We start from the raw sequence: 14,314 nt of genomic DNA on the forward strand, positions 1-14,314 counted from the left end.
TCGTACGTTGCAAACGCCCGCGTTTCATCTGATTTGGGGACCGCAAGTTCTCGAGTACCGCATAGCTACATTGACGACCATAAATTGCTGAGAGCGCAGATGAGGCACGACAAACAACAACTCAACTACGTCCTGTTCCTCATCGCGGGGTCAGGACTCGTGACCATCGCGCGCGCAACGACGCTCTCGTTCCTTGCCATAAAATTGCAGCAGTCATTCGGGCTCGGTCCGGCCATGATTGGTGCGCTTCTGGGGATAGGCCCCTTGGTAGGCGCTGTCACAGCTCCCTTCGCCGGCTCCCTGTCGGACAGAGTGGGGCGCAAGACCGTGATGACGTTTACCCTGCTCTCCATGGCCCTTGCGTTAATCGGTATGGGTTTGGCCGAAACCGTGTTGGCATTTTGCATTGCTCAGATCGTCGCCGCCGTGGCACTCGCGATCTATGAGCCGATTTCACGTGCACTGATGAGCGACGTCTGCCCAGAGCCGCTGCGCCTCAAGTATTTTTCCTGGCGTTATACGGCGACGAATGTCGGTTGGGCCGTCGGACCGCTGATTGGAATCGCCGCTGGCGCGACGTCCACCACGCTTTTCGTCATTGCAGGCGTTGTCTACGCGATGTTCGCGCTTGTCCTGCACATGTTGAACGTTCCGATTTACCAATACGACGATATTTCCAAAGCACCCGCTTCCACGCCATTGCTTGAAAGCTTGAAGGCGGCGATCCGCGATCCACGGTTGGCTTTCTTTCTCGGTGGCGGCACACTGTTGATTGCGGTTTATGGTCAATGGTCAGCGACACTCGCCCCGTATCTCACGGGAAATGTCGCCGGGGGCATGGAAATCTACGCCTACCTCGTTTCGATCAACGGTGTGGCTGTCCTGATCGGGAATCCTTTTGCCCGCAGGTTCATCCAAGGCGCAGGCGCGCTCAACGGCCTTGTCATCGGCTGCATGCTGTTTGTCTTCGGTGAAATCGGTTTCCTGAGCGCCGCCGGCTTTTGGGGGCTGGCGGCCTCGATGGTTGTATTTACCCTGGGCGAAATTCTGGTCGTGCCTTGCGAGTACATGCTGGTCGACGATATCTCGAACGAACGGAACAGAGGCAGCTACTTCGGTGCTCACTCGTTCTCAACGATCGGGAACTTCATAGGACCGACGCTCGGCGGTGCGATGCTTAGTGCTTTTGGCGGACCTGGTATGTTCCTGCTCTTTGCCGGATTTGCAGCCATCAGCGCAATTTTGTTCGCCATCGGTACGCGCATGCCACCGCCGATAGCAGCAGCACGGCAATCCTCGACAGGTACATCCCTGCCACCCGCTCAACCGGCCCGTTTTGACCTACCCGGCACATTATGAGAGCTCCCGTGTCCAGAGCACGACTTCATGTCGCAAGCCGTGGCAGTGCACGGCTTCAGGGGGATGTGCGGTGTTTGTTCCCTTATGTGCCTTTCGGATCGCATAAAGTTTCGTCGAGAACCGCATGGGCCGGACCCAAGCCGCCTCGGGTCTCAGCTCGCTCAAGTGCCTCTGCCCGCCGGTTCTGCCGTGCAATCCGCAATCGTCGAAGGTTCGGGGCGACCAGCTACCACCACTGTGAAGTGGAGCGCAGCGCGGGAAGCATCGTTCCGACGTTTAGAAGCCGTGGCGCCCTCAACAGCCTCCGCATCTTCCAGTTCTTGCACCTCCCAGTCGCATCAGCCGTTCAGCGCGTCCTTGAGAGCTTTGGCCGGCGCGAAGGACAACTTCTTCGCAGCGGGAACCTTGATGGTCGCACCGGTTGCCGGATTGCGCGCCTCGCGCTCAGGCGTGTCCTTGACCTTGAACTTGCCAAAGCCCGGGATCGATGTTTCGGCGCCGGATGTGGCGGCAGCGGTGACGGCGGCGAAGACTGCCTCGACAACCGCCTTGCTCTGGACTTTGGTCAAGCCATGTTCGGTCGCGATCTTTTCTGCAATCTCATTGGTTGTTGTCATTGTTTTCCCTTCATGATGACGCGGGAATTCTCGCCTAACGGGATCCCTCTTGTCATCTGGCGTCCCAGCGAGCAGGGCCTAAATCCGGGCGATTTCCACAGCGCAATCGTGGCATTTCGTCGAAATTGTTCATGCGGCCCTGGGGCTGTGCCGGTTCGCTGGAGGCAGGGACCATTCAAAGGTGTCTGGTCATCCGGTGCAGCGGGGTATCGCCCGCCAATTCGAATGACGAGCGTTGAGCAAAGTCGAATTCCCATCCACCTCGAGCCACAGCTCGCGCCCAAGGCGCGGACCGTGAGCGGTTTCCGTCCCTCCTAGCTGCCTTTCGCCGCCGCCAACATATGGCGGTTCGCATTGGCGATGCCTCTTTCGCGCGCACGCGCGTTGACCAACTGCTTAAGCGGAATAAGAAGGTTTGCTTCGCAAAGATCGAAGTAAAGCGAAGGATCAACCGGAAGCCGCTCGAGCGCTGCGGTGACTTCCTGCTTCAACTCAATCTCCCCAACGGCGCCGTCAGGCCGGAGAATTAGATACCTTAGCGACGTTTCTTCAGCTTTCATGCAGTGCCTCTGGGAGATTTGGTGATGCCTGGCTCTACAGCGATGGGTACTTCGCCTCCGATCCACGGTTTGTGCTTCCTGGAAGCGGCACGCCAATCGGCATCGGGACCGCGCTCCCCTCTGGGTTGCGGGTACCTACGCCGAAACGCACTGTCGGGCGCTGCGGCAGATAAGATCCGACGTTTGTGGGGCTGGTTCGAGATGGAACTCAACTTCGCGCCAATGTGTTTTGCTTGCTGCACGGTCAACCTGAATTGCAGCGACGACACATCTGTTCCGCCCGGGTCGACGCTGAATTCGATCCTCAAGAACACGTCACCACTCCCGTCTGCGGTGACAGCCTCGGCCTTCCAATCGATGACGGCTGATGCTCGAATATTGCCGCGTCCGTCTGTGTCCAATCGTTCATGTGCAAGCTGACCCCCTCTCGCTGCGCAGTTGCCGGCAGAAACACCCCCCTGTGCGCGCCTAGCTCTGGCTCTCGTCCCGGACCACGCGCTGAGCGAATTGGTGGTGCATTAAAATTTGCAAAACCAGCGCATCAACAAAACATGAAATTCCCTCCGGCCTTTTCGATGACGAAGCCAATGTCGTTGCCATGAAGCGCTGATTTGTTTTCACATCCCTGGCGCCCAACGACCGGTAGTCGTTGGTAAAACTGCCGAGGAGAGTGTTGGTCTATCAGCCCCCGGCATCAATCGTTCTCCTCCGTGCGGGCTAATCACTGGGTAGGTTTTTTCGTTTCGTCCTGTGGATGTTCTGGCCCCGTTCGGAACCGATCGTTGATCGCCAAGAAACTTTGCCACTCCTTACACGATGGATGACTCACGGCTTGCTCGCATTGCCGCTTTCGGCCGGCGCAGCTCTACACGAAAAAAGGAGTATCGGTTCCCGTTCCAGACTGGTGACTGCGATAGGACATCTGAAAACCGGTGGCCGGATGAACCCGTAGAGCAGAGTGCCCGACAAGACGCCGACCCTGGCGCTGAATGCTGGTTTCGACTCCAGCCATAACTAACTGGGCTCTCCGCGTGAGCCATAAAGCTGCCGTTCAATGGTCAGCAAATTGCCCCGCTGCCGCCGCACCGAGCCCTTCCCAGCGTTTCATCGTCACTGACGCGTTCGGTATCCAGCCGACGTGAGGGGCGATCGAAAGGCAGCGTCGCTGCCGATCACGTCATGTACATCATAGAGGAATGAATATGATCACTCGTTACACGCCCATTGCATCGCTGACGGCTGCAGCCCTCAGTTTCATGATCTTCAGTCCGGCATCTGCCTTAGAAATTGCTCAGGCGCAAGAGACGCAGCCGACGCAGGGGCAGGCCGAAGACAAGGGTGCGGAGGCAGTCATCAGCGAACAAAAGATCGAAGCCTTTGCGGTTGCCTATCTTCAGGTCGACAAGGTCAGGCAGGAATACTCGGCAAAGATAGAAGCAACGCCGGACACGGCGGCGAAGAAGCAGCTGGAGACCGAAGGCAGCAAGAAAATGGTCGAGGCCGTCAAAGCCTCGCCGTCCATTTCGGTCGAAGAATATTCAGCAATCCTTACGGAGGCGCAGAGCAACCCGGCCATCGCCAAGAAGGTTCAGGCAGAACTTCAAAAAGCGGCCCCGGCACAGCAGTAGGTGGCCTCGCCAGCAATCGGATTGCCGACACTACGGAAGCCTGCGAACCCCATTTGCGGGCTCCCGGTGCTGAGTGCTGAATGCCCAATTGACCGAGGGGCACGAGCTCTGCTGGGCTGGAGCCAAGCAGAGCGCGCAAAAGCAGCTAACGTGTCTCGCCAGACTGTTGCCGATTTTGTAAGGGGAGCTCACGTGCCTATCCGCAACAATCTAGCGAGCATCGTCTCCGCATTTGATAAGGCAGGGATAGAGTTTATTCCGGAAAATGGTGGCGGGTGTCCGTTTCCAAGGAGTAGCTCGGACCATGTCGCACGAGCAGGCGCACCGGGCATCAACTTTTGCCCACAATCGTGTGACCGGGCTATCAATTTCCGAAGTCTCTGTCATCAATACCCGCGTCTGTGAAGTCGAACGCTCAGACGCCGGGCCTCTCCTCTTTGCGTGAGCAAGGGAGGGGCTTTTCGATTCTAGAGTGCTTTACTGGCAACCTGCGCAGCGACGGTAACGACCAGGGCGGCAAGCGTGACGCCGCACTGTAGCGTGCGGCCTTCATTCGGCGCTCTCGTGCGCCCGTCGAGTCATATCCCATCAGTCGCCTCCCTGCAGCCTGCCTGTCCATAATCTTCACTACCACTCTTGCGTGACCGCAAGCCGCAGACACACAACGGGATCAAACAACCAGAAACGCCGATGAAACCCAGTAGTTGTGCCGGGTCTCTATTATTTCAGTTGTGATAGTTTGCCCCACTTATGCGACACCGGGGAGGGGAGATGCGCAACACGTTTTCTATGACCGACATGGACGCGATCAGGCGGCAGCATGAGAAATGGTGTCGCGCGAATGACGTCGACCCAAACGGCCCTACGGGAATTGAGATGGCTATCAAATTGCTAGCGTCCTACAAGCCCGAACGAAAGCAAGCACGTCAAGAAAAAGATTCCATTGTCTAGACTAGCGGTCAATTCACATGAAAGACCGATGCGCCGTCTGAGGCTTTCCAAGTTTCACGATCATTCCGGCAGTCCGGCCTTCCGATAGCCTTCGATAAAGCGCTGGAGCGTCTCCATATTGCGGGCGGGTTGTGCCGCGGCCCAGTGCGTAATCGTGAACTTTGGGGTCATCGCCATGAAAAGAGCTGCCTCACGCATCGCCTCGTCCCTGCGTCCGAGTTGGGCAAGGCTGGCCGCCAGTATGCGGCGCGAAGGGCTGCGGTAGATCGCCTCCGTGCGCAAAATCTTGATGGCTTCTTCATATTGGCAGGCCGCGTAATGCGCGAGCCCAAGCTGCCAATAATACCACCCGGCTGGGTGCGGATTTAGGCGAAGCGCCCTTTGGATCAGTTCGATCGCTTCCGATGCGCGACCTGCGAACGCCGCAAACTCCGAACAGATGGCTAGGGCATCCGCATTGTTTGGTTCTAGCGTGAAGGCGGCTGCAAACTCTTCATCGGACTCAGGCCAGCGTTTTTCATAGGCCAGCAAATATCCGATAAACCAATGACCGGCAGCGTCGTTCTTGTCCAATGCCAATGCCTTGCGGGCCAGTTCAAGGGCTCGCGATCGGTTCTCTTCCGTGGGTTCGATACTCTGCGCCCACAATTGCCAGTAAACAAAAGCCAGCCAGCGAAATGCCTCCGCATATTCGCAATCGATGGAGACTGCCTGGTTCAAGAGTATCTCGGCTTCGCGAAGCGCTTCTGGGGAACTGTTGAACGCCGAGATCAGACTTCGTCCACGGACACAAAGATCATAAGCTTCCAGGCTCTTTGGACGATTACGCGCCGGTGATTCCGCCAAACGTCCAACAAGGGCCTCGACGATCTTGTCCGTGACTTCGTCCTGTACGCCGAAAATGTCTTCGAGATTTCGGTCGAAGCGTTCGGCCCAGAGATGATCTCCGCCAACGGCGTCGATGAGCTGGACGTTGATCCGCACGCGACCGGCGGCGCGGCGTGCACTTCCCTCCACGAGGTAGCGGACGCCCAGCTCGCGCGCAATCAATCGAACATCGACCGACTTCCCCTTGTAGGCGAAGATGGAATGGCGCGCGATAACAAACAGGCCGGCATTCCTTGAAAGGTCGGTAATGAGGTCTTCTGTCAATCCGTCTGCGAAAACGTCATATTCGGCTTCCCCGCTCAGATTGGTGAACGGCAACACGGCGATGGACGGCCTGGCAGGCAGCGGCAGATCCGGTTTTTCCGCGTGATCCTTCGTGGCCTCGGCCTCGGAAAGTACGCGATAGACGTGAACCTCTTCGGCGATGTTTTTCAGGGATTTCGGCCCGAGATCATCGTAGCCAAGTGCGAGCTTTCGTTTGACTTGATCATGGATGCCCGCCGAGACATAGATGGCTCCCGGCTCGGCAAGACTTTGCAGCCGTGCGGCGATGTTGACGCCGTCGCCATAGAGGTCACTGCCTTCCACGACAACATCGCCGAGGTTGATCCCGATGCGCAGGACTATACGTTGCGCCTCTGGCAGCGAAGCATTTGCATCCGCCATCCGCCGCTGTAGTTCGATCGCTGCTGAGAGGGCGTTGACAGCACTCGTGAACTCAACGAGAACCCCATCACCCATCACTTTGACAATGCGGCCGCCATGTGCGCGCACGACAGGCTGGAGAATTGTCGCCCGGCGCTCCTTCAGTACGGCCAGCGTCGCAACCTCGTCCATCTCCATCAAGCGCGAATAACCAACCACGTCCGCGACGACGATAGCGGCAAGACGGCGCTTGACGTGTTCTTCGGCCATTTGGGCATCTACCCGAAGGTGGCAATGACTCTATGATATTTGCGCCCTGGGTCGAAGTCCAACGGGCCGATTCCGAATGGAGTTCCGACGATCATATGAGCGCATATCCCACGCCTTTTCGAAGACGTGATTTCGATCTCCGTGTGCGTCGACGCGGCATGTGTTGCAGTCATTTCCGATGGAAGTTTTGTTCTGAACACAGATCGGAGAAAAGTGTATCCGGCAGCGTTATCTGGATTGCGTATCGCACCAGTTCCTTCGCAATCCTGCGAGAACAACTTAAATGTTCGCTATCTGTGTGGCTAGGATCACATAATGTATCGACTGGAACTGCCGCGGCGGCTCGGTGCGCACCGACGCTGTTGCTGCGCAGCAAGTCCCCTTGATGGGCAACCATAGCGCCGCCGGAGTTATGGCGTATGGCGACCCTGCGCGCCGCAGCGGGGTCATCGCGGGCGTTGCGCGAACGGTCCGCGCGTCTGGGTCACGAGCTTGACGGTGTTGTCCATGCGGGCACGTCGACTTCACACTGCCTACAGCTTGTAGCCGATTTTTCGCAGCAGGTCTTTCCGCCACGTAATGTCTGCGTCGGTTTCGACACCCAGCGGTGAGGCGCCATCCACCACGCCGAGCACGCCGCGGCCTAGCTCCGTTTGCGCGACGATCACCTGCGTCGGATTGGCCGTCGCGCAATAGATGCGGCAGACCTCTGGCACCGCACGCACCGCAGCCAGCACATTGACGGGAAAGAATCCGTCGCCCAGGAAGATCAGGAAAGTGTGGCCGGCGCCAATGGCCAATGCGTTGTCACGTGCGAGGGTGAGCATGGCTTCTTCATTACCCGACCAGCGCACCAGCCGCTTACCGGAGGCCTCGCAGAAGGCCAGCCCGAAGCGGATGCCAGGAACCGCGCCCACCAGCGCCTCGTGGAGGTCTTCCACAGTCTTGATGAAATGCGACTGGCCAAAGATGAAGTTGGCGGCGTCCGGCTTGACGATGGGCACCACGGTGAGTTCCATGGCTGCGCTCCTTCAAGGTAGGCAACGCAATGGTAGGTAGGTCCAAGGAAGGCGATTTCAAGCCGCCATATGCGACCGCTTTGCCCCCAAGCGCTGCCACCTTCACTTCTTCGCGGACCGACCAACACAAGGGCAGGCGCAGGCAGCGATGAATCTCTAAGCGTGAGGTCAGTTTTTCGAATGGGAACAGCTGGGGGTCGTCGTTTTATGGGTAAATTCGGTATCCGATATCGGAAATATTCGACGGCTCCCTCTCCGCCAGACGGGGCCTGTTGGCCGCAATCAGTGAATTTCCAGCCATCCCGTGGGATTCAAGCATTCGATGCCTCGGCCGCAGGCGACCACGAAACGTCTGTCGAGGGCGATGCGGCGCCGTCTCGGCCACCATGCCGGCAACGGCCGGGACCTGGGTGACATTTGAAATCCAGAGCGGACGAAGCTGGTTGCGTAGGAAAAGAAGAAAGCAGGTGAGGCCGTAGAGCACCCAGGAAAGCCCCGCGCTGCGAACTGCGGGATCGATCATCACCAGCCCCAGGTGGAGAACGTCGACGGATTTGCCGGAGAGAGAGACCTGGATGACCGGGCAGGCGTTGAAGGCGTCCGGCTCACCGTCGGGAACCCGATAGACGACCGTCACGATCGTCCCGGCGGGGGCATCTTCACGCTCGGAGAAGACGCCGTAGTCCAGCTCTCCATCGGGAACCGATCGCTGCGCGACCTTTCGCAGATCGTGCCGCAGTCTGGCGACTTCCCGCTCGCTCATCCATAGCCCGGGACTTCCACGATCCTCGCGCGGAAATCTGGCGATGTCTTGAATGGGAGGTCGAGGCGCTTCTTCAGCACGACCGATATCAGATTGTACAATGGCCCGGCCCGGCAGCTTCAATTCTAGAATGGAGGTTTGTGCAAGCTTGGGTCGCATCTTCGCGGGAGAGAGCAGACATTTGGTTTAATTTTGGGCCGAGAGCAAGCGCCAACGTTTTGGCGTCAGGCAATAATGGCGTGGCCGCCCTTGCCGGCGCCTCTTTTTCTCACAAGAAGCGCAGATCGTCATGAACGCACAAAAGTACGCTCCAGCACTTTGATTCTAGAGCATCTTTTCGCTTCGAGTGATTCCACTTGAAAGCGGGATGCTCTAGTCGAGCATGACCATATGAGCGGTCAGTTGTTCCTCGAAGAATTTCGAGAACGTCGCGATGCGCGGCGGTAGGGCCTGGTAGGGCGGATAGTAGAGTGTCAACCAAAGGTCTGGTGGCGACCAGCCATGCAGAACATGGATGAGCCGTCCGCTGCGAATATGCTCGGCGATATGAAATCCCGGCAACATCGCTACGCCCGCGCCGTCTGCAGCCATGTCGGCCAGGACCTCGCCATTGTTGGCGCTGAATGCTCTTCCGGCGACGATGGTGATGCTTGAGCCTCCGTCCGAAAGCAGCCAGTTCTCCCGCCGGCTTTCGCCGCTGTATGCGAGACAATCGTCCGGGGTCAGCTCGCTCGGGTGTTGCATCTCAGCGAACCTGCTGCCTGGCGCGGCCACCAATATCCTCGGGACCACCTTGATCTTGCGCCATATTGTGAATTTGTCCGACGGGGCCGACGAAATGCGGATCGCGAGATCGTAATCGTCGTCAACGATATCGACCAAGCCGTCCGACAGCGAGATCTCGAAGCACATTTTCGGGTAGAGCTCCCGGAAGCCGGAGAGGATCGGCGGCAGCACCGTCTTGCCGAGCCAGGTCGGCGCGCTGATCCGCAGACGTCCCTGGTCAGCCTTGTGTGCATTCTTGACGTCGCGCCGCGCGTTTTCGAGCGTTTCGACCGCCGGCTGGATCTGGGCGGCAAAAACGGCGCCGTCCGTCGTCAGCGATACCTGGCGGGTCGTGCGAACAAACAACTGGACGCCGAGATCATCTTCAAGCGCGGCAATGGCCCGCGTGACGGCAGCGGGGGTCATATCGAGCTCGCGGGCAACCTGAGCGAAGTTGCGCTTCTCGGTGGCCATCAGGAAAATTTTCAGGGCTTTATGATCGTTCATCTCTATTGTTTCAAAAATCGCAACTCACTCGAAAGAAATATTGCAATTCCGCGAGGTAATCAACCCGAGTACATCTCTACGCATCGACGAACACTGTCAACGAAGAAAGGCACGGGCCATGATCAAGGATATCAAGGGACTGCATCACGTCACCTCCATGGCGTCGGATGCGCAGCAGAACAACAGATTTTTCACCGACACACTCGGCCTTCGCCGCGTGAAGAAGACGGTCAATTTCGATGATCCGAGTGTGTATCACCTTTATTATGGCGATGAGAACGGTACGCCTGGTACCGTCATGACGTACTTTCCGTTCCCGCACATGATGATCGGGCGGCCGGGCGTCGGCGAAGTCGGCGAGACCCAGTTCTCCATTCCAAAGGGGGCGCTGGCCTTCTGGAAGGACCGCCTCATTGCGCAAGGTGTGGGTGGTATTCAGACCGACACGGTCTTTGGCGCCAATAGCCTGCGTTTCACGGGCCCCGATGGTGATGGCCTCGCCCTGGTCGAAGCAGCCGACGATGCCCGCGCCCCCTGGCTTGCCGAGGGAATTTCCGAGGCCAATGCCATTCGCGGCTTCAGCGGTGCGCGCTTCAACCTTCACGACACGGCGGCGACCGAAGAACTCCTCCGTTTCATGGGCTATGAGCGTTCTGAAGTCGAAGGAGACGTCACGCGGTTCATCATTCCAGGCGGCAACGGTGCAGACACGATCGACCTCGCTGCGCTCCCGAAGACACCGTTTGCGCGTCAGGGAGCGGGTTCGGTGCACCACATCGCCTTTGCCGTCGAGAACCGTGAAAAACAGCTCGAAGTGCGCAAGGCGCTGATGGACACCGGCTACCAGGTAACTCCCGTCATCGATCGCGACTATTTCTGGGCGATCTACTTCCGGACACCGGGCGGGATCCTGTTCGAGATCGCAACGAACGAACCCGGCTTCGACCGCGACGAGGACACCGCCCATCTCGGCGAGGCGCTGAAGCTGCCGCATCGATACGAATCTTTCCGCGACAAGATCGAGGCAAATCTGGTTCCGCTTGCTGCATAGGACCGGCGCCTGATCGGTGCCATTCGCAAGCAGCGCGTCCACCCTGGAAAACGCATCGGCCCGAACCCGGCTAAGCGATGCGATAGGCAAAGCCACTCTGGGTCAAACCACTCGGAGTGGCAGCCACCACAATCAAGGATCACCGTCATGAAACTCTATCTCCTGTCACTCGGCGCCGGACTTCTCGTCGGCATTGTCTACAGCCTCCTCAATGTCCGCTCGCCGGCACCGCCGGTCATCGCGCTGGTCGGCCTTCTTGGAATTCTCGTCGGCGAACAGATCGTTCCTTTTGCCAAAACTCTGTGGGGCAAGGAGCCGGCGGTGATTTCCTGGATCAACCAGATCAAGCCCCACATGTTCGGTCACATGCCGAAGGGAGAAAACCGGAGCGATGTCGCTGCAGCCCAGCGGGTTCGGATCACGTCTGATAGCTGAGCCCGCGCCGAAAGCCTTTCCGCGTCCAGCACGAGCCCAATCGAAATGGTAGGGCCGGAACGGCAAGTTCTGAAGCCCCTTCGATACCGAGAGATTGCAACCTCGCTGCCAAACGGCGAAACATGGGCCGATCCGTCAGGCCCTGTCGACCTCTGGAGAACGATCATGAGCGGAACCAGGCTTTTCTCGCCCTTCGAAATGGGATCGCTTAATCTGCGAAACCGCATCGTCATCGCGCCAATGTGCCAATATTCGGCCACGGACGGGCAGATGACCGACTGGCATCTTATCCATCTCGGTAATCTGGCCCTGTCGGGTGCGGCTGTGCTCACCATCGAGGCGACCGCGGTCCTGCCGGAGGGCCGTATTTCCTATGGCGATGTCGGGCTTTATTCGGATGCCTGCGAGCGCGCGATGGGCCGAGCTCTGGACGGGGTGCGACGGTGGTCCGACATGCCCATCGCCATCCAGCTCGGCCATGCCGGACGGAAAGCTTCCAGCCAAGTCCCATGGAAAGGCGGCCGCCAGATCAACCCGAAGGACGAAGGCGGCTGGCAAACCGTCGCACCGAGTCCTGTCCCTTTCCACGATGACTATGACCATCCGGTGGCGCTCGATCGCGGCGGCCTTGCGCAGGTCTGCTCGGCCTTCGCCGATGCCGCCAGGCGCGCCGCCGCTCTCGGGCTGGACGCTGTCCAAATTCATGGAGCCCACGGCTATCTCCTGCATCAGTTCCTGTCGCCCCTCTCCAACCGTCGCACGGACGACTATGGTGGAACGCTGGAAAACCGCATGCGCTTCCCCCTTGAAGTCTTCGAGGCCGTTCGCGCGGCATTTCCGGCGGACCGGCCGGTGACGATGCGGGTCTCGGCGACCGACTGGGCGCAGAACGGCTGGGATATCGAGCAAACCATCACCTTTTGCCAGGCGCTTGAAGCACGTGGCTGCTCGGCCATTCATGTCACGTCGGGCGGCCTTGTGTCCCACCAACAAATCGCGATCGGCCCAAGCTATCAGGTCCCCTTTGCGCGCGCCGTCAAAGAGAATGTGGCGATACCGGTCATCGCCGTCGGCCTCATTACCGAGTTCGAACAGGCCGAAGCAATCCTGACCACGGGCGATGCCGACCTCATCGCGATTGCCCGCGCCATTCTCTACGACCCCCGCTGGCCCTGGCATGCCGCCGCGCATTTCGGCGAGCGGGTGTGGGCGCCCGATCAGTATCTGCGATCGCAACCCCGACAGCTCCGTCATCTCTTCGACCGCTAGGCAGACGTAAGAACCGGCGCGCCCGCCATACCGATGTCGGATCGCGCCCTGTTTCTTTTCGAGGCTGACCGCAACGCAGAAAGAAGACCGTCTCCTGCGGCAGGAGACGGTCTCAGCGGGCCGGGGCGGCCCGAGGCTTCGGGGAGGGGATACCGAAGCCGGGACTGGAAGATGCTGTCTGCCCCCTTGGAAACGAGGAGATGGTTGAAAGGTAGACCTGCGCGGTGTGCCACGTAACTACACTTAGGTATCGGTGCGCCTGGACAAGAAGCTTGTTTTGTCCGGCGAAAACGGCGGGAGCGCAAACGGATCGTCGCCTCCTATCCATCAGTTTCTGCAACAGGCCGTTTGAAGCCCGGCCGGAGAAGGGAAAGTGTCCCATGAACCAATCCGAAAACAATGTGGTTATCGAGCGCCCGGAGCTGCGCCGCTTCGAACTGGCGGTCGACGGGGGCATCGCCGCCGTCTACTACCGCCAGGAGGATGGGCGTCTAGTGTTGATCCATACGGAGGTTCCTGAGGAATTGTCCGGCCGCGGGATCGGGTCGCGGCTGGTGACCGGCGTTTTCGACCTCGTGAGGGCGAGCCACCGGAAAGTCGTCATCCGTTGCCCGTTCGTGGCCGCCTGGTACGCTCGCCATCTGGACTATGGCGACGTCGTCGACGGTTGACCGGCGCGACCGACCGTCAAAGCTTGGCGTCACCGCGCGCCGCATCAAGACCGACGGGTCCGCCGCCTGCGGCAGCGAGATAGAGGAACACGAAACAGAAGATGATGGCGGCCGTACCGCCGTTCTGAGCCGGATAAAAGCCCTGCGGCGCATGGCGCAGGAAATAGGCCGACGCCATGACGCCCGAGAGAATGAAGGCCGAAAGCCGGCTTCTGAAGCCGACCAGCAGCGTGAAGCCGAGGACGAGTTCGAACAATCCGGCAATCCAGGGCAGGGAGCCGACGGGCGGTCCGCCGCCGTTACTTGCGGGAAAGCCGATGACCTTCTGCGTTCCGTAGCTGAAGAGGACGAGGGCCGAGACGATGCGCAAAAGGCTGAGTAGATAAGGGGCCAGCTGGTTGGATAAAGCGTGCATGCGTGTTTCCTTTGCAAGCGACCCGGGCAGGTCAATGTGGGCGTGATGTGAATCATTCACAATAATGACCGGCTTCTAGCGAAGCCGGTCATTATTGTGGTTCTGGGGTGTTGCGCGGTGGGCAGATCGCCCCGTTATTTTGCCGGGTTGGGGCCGATCGTCCTGCCGTGGCTGACGCGTTCGTCACCCTTGTGAACCATGGTGACGGCGTAATCGATGCCCATGCCGTAGGCGCCGGAATGCTCCTTCACCAGTGCGGTGACGGCATTGTAGGTTTCCTTGCGGGCCCAGTCGCGTTGCCATTCGAGCAGGACCTGCTGCCAGGTCACCGGGATAACGCCGGCCTGGACCATGCGGTCCATGGCGTATTTGTGCGCATCGGCCGAGGTGCCGCCGGAGGCGTCGGCAACCATGTAGATCTCGTAGTCGGTGTCATGCATGCACGACAGCGCGAAGGTGGTGTTGCAGACTTCGGTCCACAGCCCCGAGACGACGATTTTC

Annotated in this window: 15 protein-coding genes; 7 read left to right on the forward strand and 8 right to left on the reverse strand. The window is 59.1% G+C overall.

The window, feature by feature from the left end:
* The first annotated feature begins 99 nt into the window (after positions 1-99).
* A complete protein-coding gene (locus ACTJKM_RS25580) occupies positions 100-1,359 on the forward strand; it encodes an MFS transporter (protein ID WP_440661223.1) in 1,260 nt (419 codons plus the stop codon).
* Between the two features lie 338 nt (positions 1,360-1,697).
* On the opposite strand, the gene ACTJKM_RS25585 is transcribed toward ACTJKM_RS25580, so the two are convergent.
* Both ACTJKM_RS25585 and ACTJKM_RS25590 read right to left on the reverse strand, forming a co-directional pair.
* Positions 1,698-2,051, reverse strand: coding sequence for an HU family DNA-binding protein (locus ACTJKM_RS25585; protein ID WP_440661242.1), 354 nt, complete (start codon positions 2,049-2,051; stop codon positions 1,698-1,700).
* A gap of 239 nt (positions 2,052-2,290) precedes the next feature.
* Complete coding sequence (locus ACTJKM_RS25590; protein ID WP_440661224.1) at positions 2,291-2,536, reverse strand: hypothetical protein; 246 nt, start codon at positions 2,534-2,536, stop codon at positions 2,291-2,293.
* A 1,202-nt stretch (positions 2,537-3,738) separates the two neighbouring features.
* On the opposite strand from ACTJKM_RS25590, the gene ACTJKM_RS25595 reads away from it, so the two are divergent.
* Positions 3,739-4,164 carry a DUF4168 domain-containing protein gene (locus ACTJKM_RS25595; RefSeq protein WP_113514866.1) on the forward strand — a complete coding sequence of 142 codons (426 nt, stop codon included), beginning with the start codon at positions 3,739-3,741 and terminating at the stop codon, positions 4,162-4,164.
* A gap of 66 nt (positions 4,165-4,230) precedes the next feature.
* Entirely contained in the window at positions 4,231-4,569 is a 339-nt protein-coding gene (locus tag ACTJKM_RS25600; RefSeq protein WP_440661226.1) for a helix-turn-helix transcriptional regulator, read from the forward strand.
* A 606-nt stretch (positions 4,570-5,175) separates the two neighbouring features.
* Here ACTJKM_RS25600 and ACTJKM_RS25605 read toward each other — a convergent pair.
* The 4 genes from ACTJKM_RS25605 to ACTJKM_RS25620 form a co-directional block, all read right to left on the reverse strand.
* Complete coding sequence (locus tag ACTJKM_RS25605) at positions 5,176-6,918, reverse strand: adenylate/guanylate cyclase domain-containing protein (protein WP_440661227.1); 1,743 nt, start codon at positions 6,916-6,918, stop codon at positions 5,176-5,178.
* Positions 6,919-7,451: 533 nt separating this feature from the next.
* Positions 7,452-7,937 (reverse strand): adenosine-specific kinase, encoded by a 486-nt coding sequence (locus tag ACTJKM_RS25610; protein WP_058330212.1) that lies wholly within the window; start codon positions 7,935-7,937, stop codon positions 7,452-7,454.
* Between the two features lie 205 nt (positions 7,938-8,142).
* Positions 8,143-8,859, reverse strand: coding sequence for a hypothetical protein (locus tag ACTJKM_RS25615; protein WP_440661228.1), 717 nt, complete (start codon positions 8,857-8,859; stop codon positions 8,143-8,145).
* Positions 8,860-9,072: 213 nt separating this feature from the next.
* Positions 9,073-9,972: a LysR family transcriptional regulator gene (locus tag ACTJKM_RS25620; protein WP_058330210.1), complete on the reverse strand. Its 900-nt coding sequence runs from the start codon at positions 9,970-9,972 to the stop codon at positions 9,073-9,075.
* Between the two features lie 118 nt (positions 9,973-10,090).
* Here ACTJKM_RS25620 and ACTJKM_RS25625 point away from each other — a divergent pair, with 118 nt between their 5' ends.
* The 4 genes from ACTJKM_RS25625 to ACTJKM_RS25640 all read left to right on the forward strand — a co-directional run bounded on the left by ACTJKM_RS25625 (position 10,091) and on the right by ACTJKM_RS25640 (position 13,398).
* Positions 10,091-11,023 carry a VOC family protein gene (locus tag ACTJKM_RS25625; RefSeq protein ID WP_058330209.1) on the forward strand — a complete coding sequence of 311 codons (933 nt, stop codon included), beginning with the start codon at positions 10,091-10,093 and terminating at the stop codon, positions 11,021-11,023.
* Positions 11,024-11,170: 147 nt separating this feature from the next.
* Positions 11,171-11,458 carry a XapX domain-containing protein gene (locus ACTJKM_RS25630; RefSeq protein WP_058330208.1) on the forward strand — a complete coding sequence of 96 codons (288 nt, stop codon included), beginning with the start codon at positions 11,171-11,173 and terminating at the stop codon, positions 11,456-11,458.
* 165 nt (positions 11,459-11,623) lie between these two features.
* Positions 11,624-12,727, forward strand: a complete 1,104-nt coding sequence (locus tag ACTJKM_RS25635; protein WP_440661229.1) for an NADH:flavin oxidoreductase/NADH oxidase — start codon at positions 11,624-11,626, stop codon at positions 12,725-12,727.
* A gap of 380 nt (positions 12,728-13,107) precedes the next feature.
* Positions 13,108-13,398 (forward strand): GNAT family N-acetyltransferase, encoded by a 291-nt coding sequence (locus ACTJKM_RS25640; protein WP_058330206.1) that lies wholly within the window; start codon positions 13,108-13,110, stop codon positions 13,396-13,398.
* A 16-nt stretch (positions 13,399-13,414) separates the two neighbouring features.
* Here ACTJKM_RS25640 and ACTJKM_RS25645 read toward each other — a convergent pair whose 3' ends face one another.
* Positions 13,415-13,813 (reverse strand): DoxX family protein, encoded by a 399-nt coding sequence (locus ACTJKM_RS25645; protein ID WP_440661230.1) that lies wholly within the window; start codon positions 13,811-13,813, stop codon positions 13,415-13,417.
* Between the two features lie 134 nt (positions 13,814-13,947).
* On the reverse strand, positions 13,948-14,314 hold a 367-nt coding region (locus ACTJKM_RS25650; protein WP_440661232.1), incomplete at its 5' end, for an isochorismatase family protein.

Origin of the sequence: Ensifer sp. 22460 (genome assembly GCF_052044935.1) — a bacterium.
Classification (GTDB): domain Bacteria; phylum Pseudomonadota; class Alphaproteobacteria; order Rhizobiales; family Rhizobiaceae; genus Ensifer.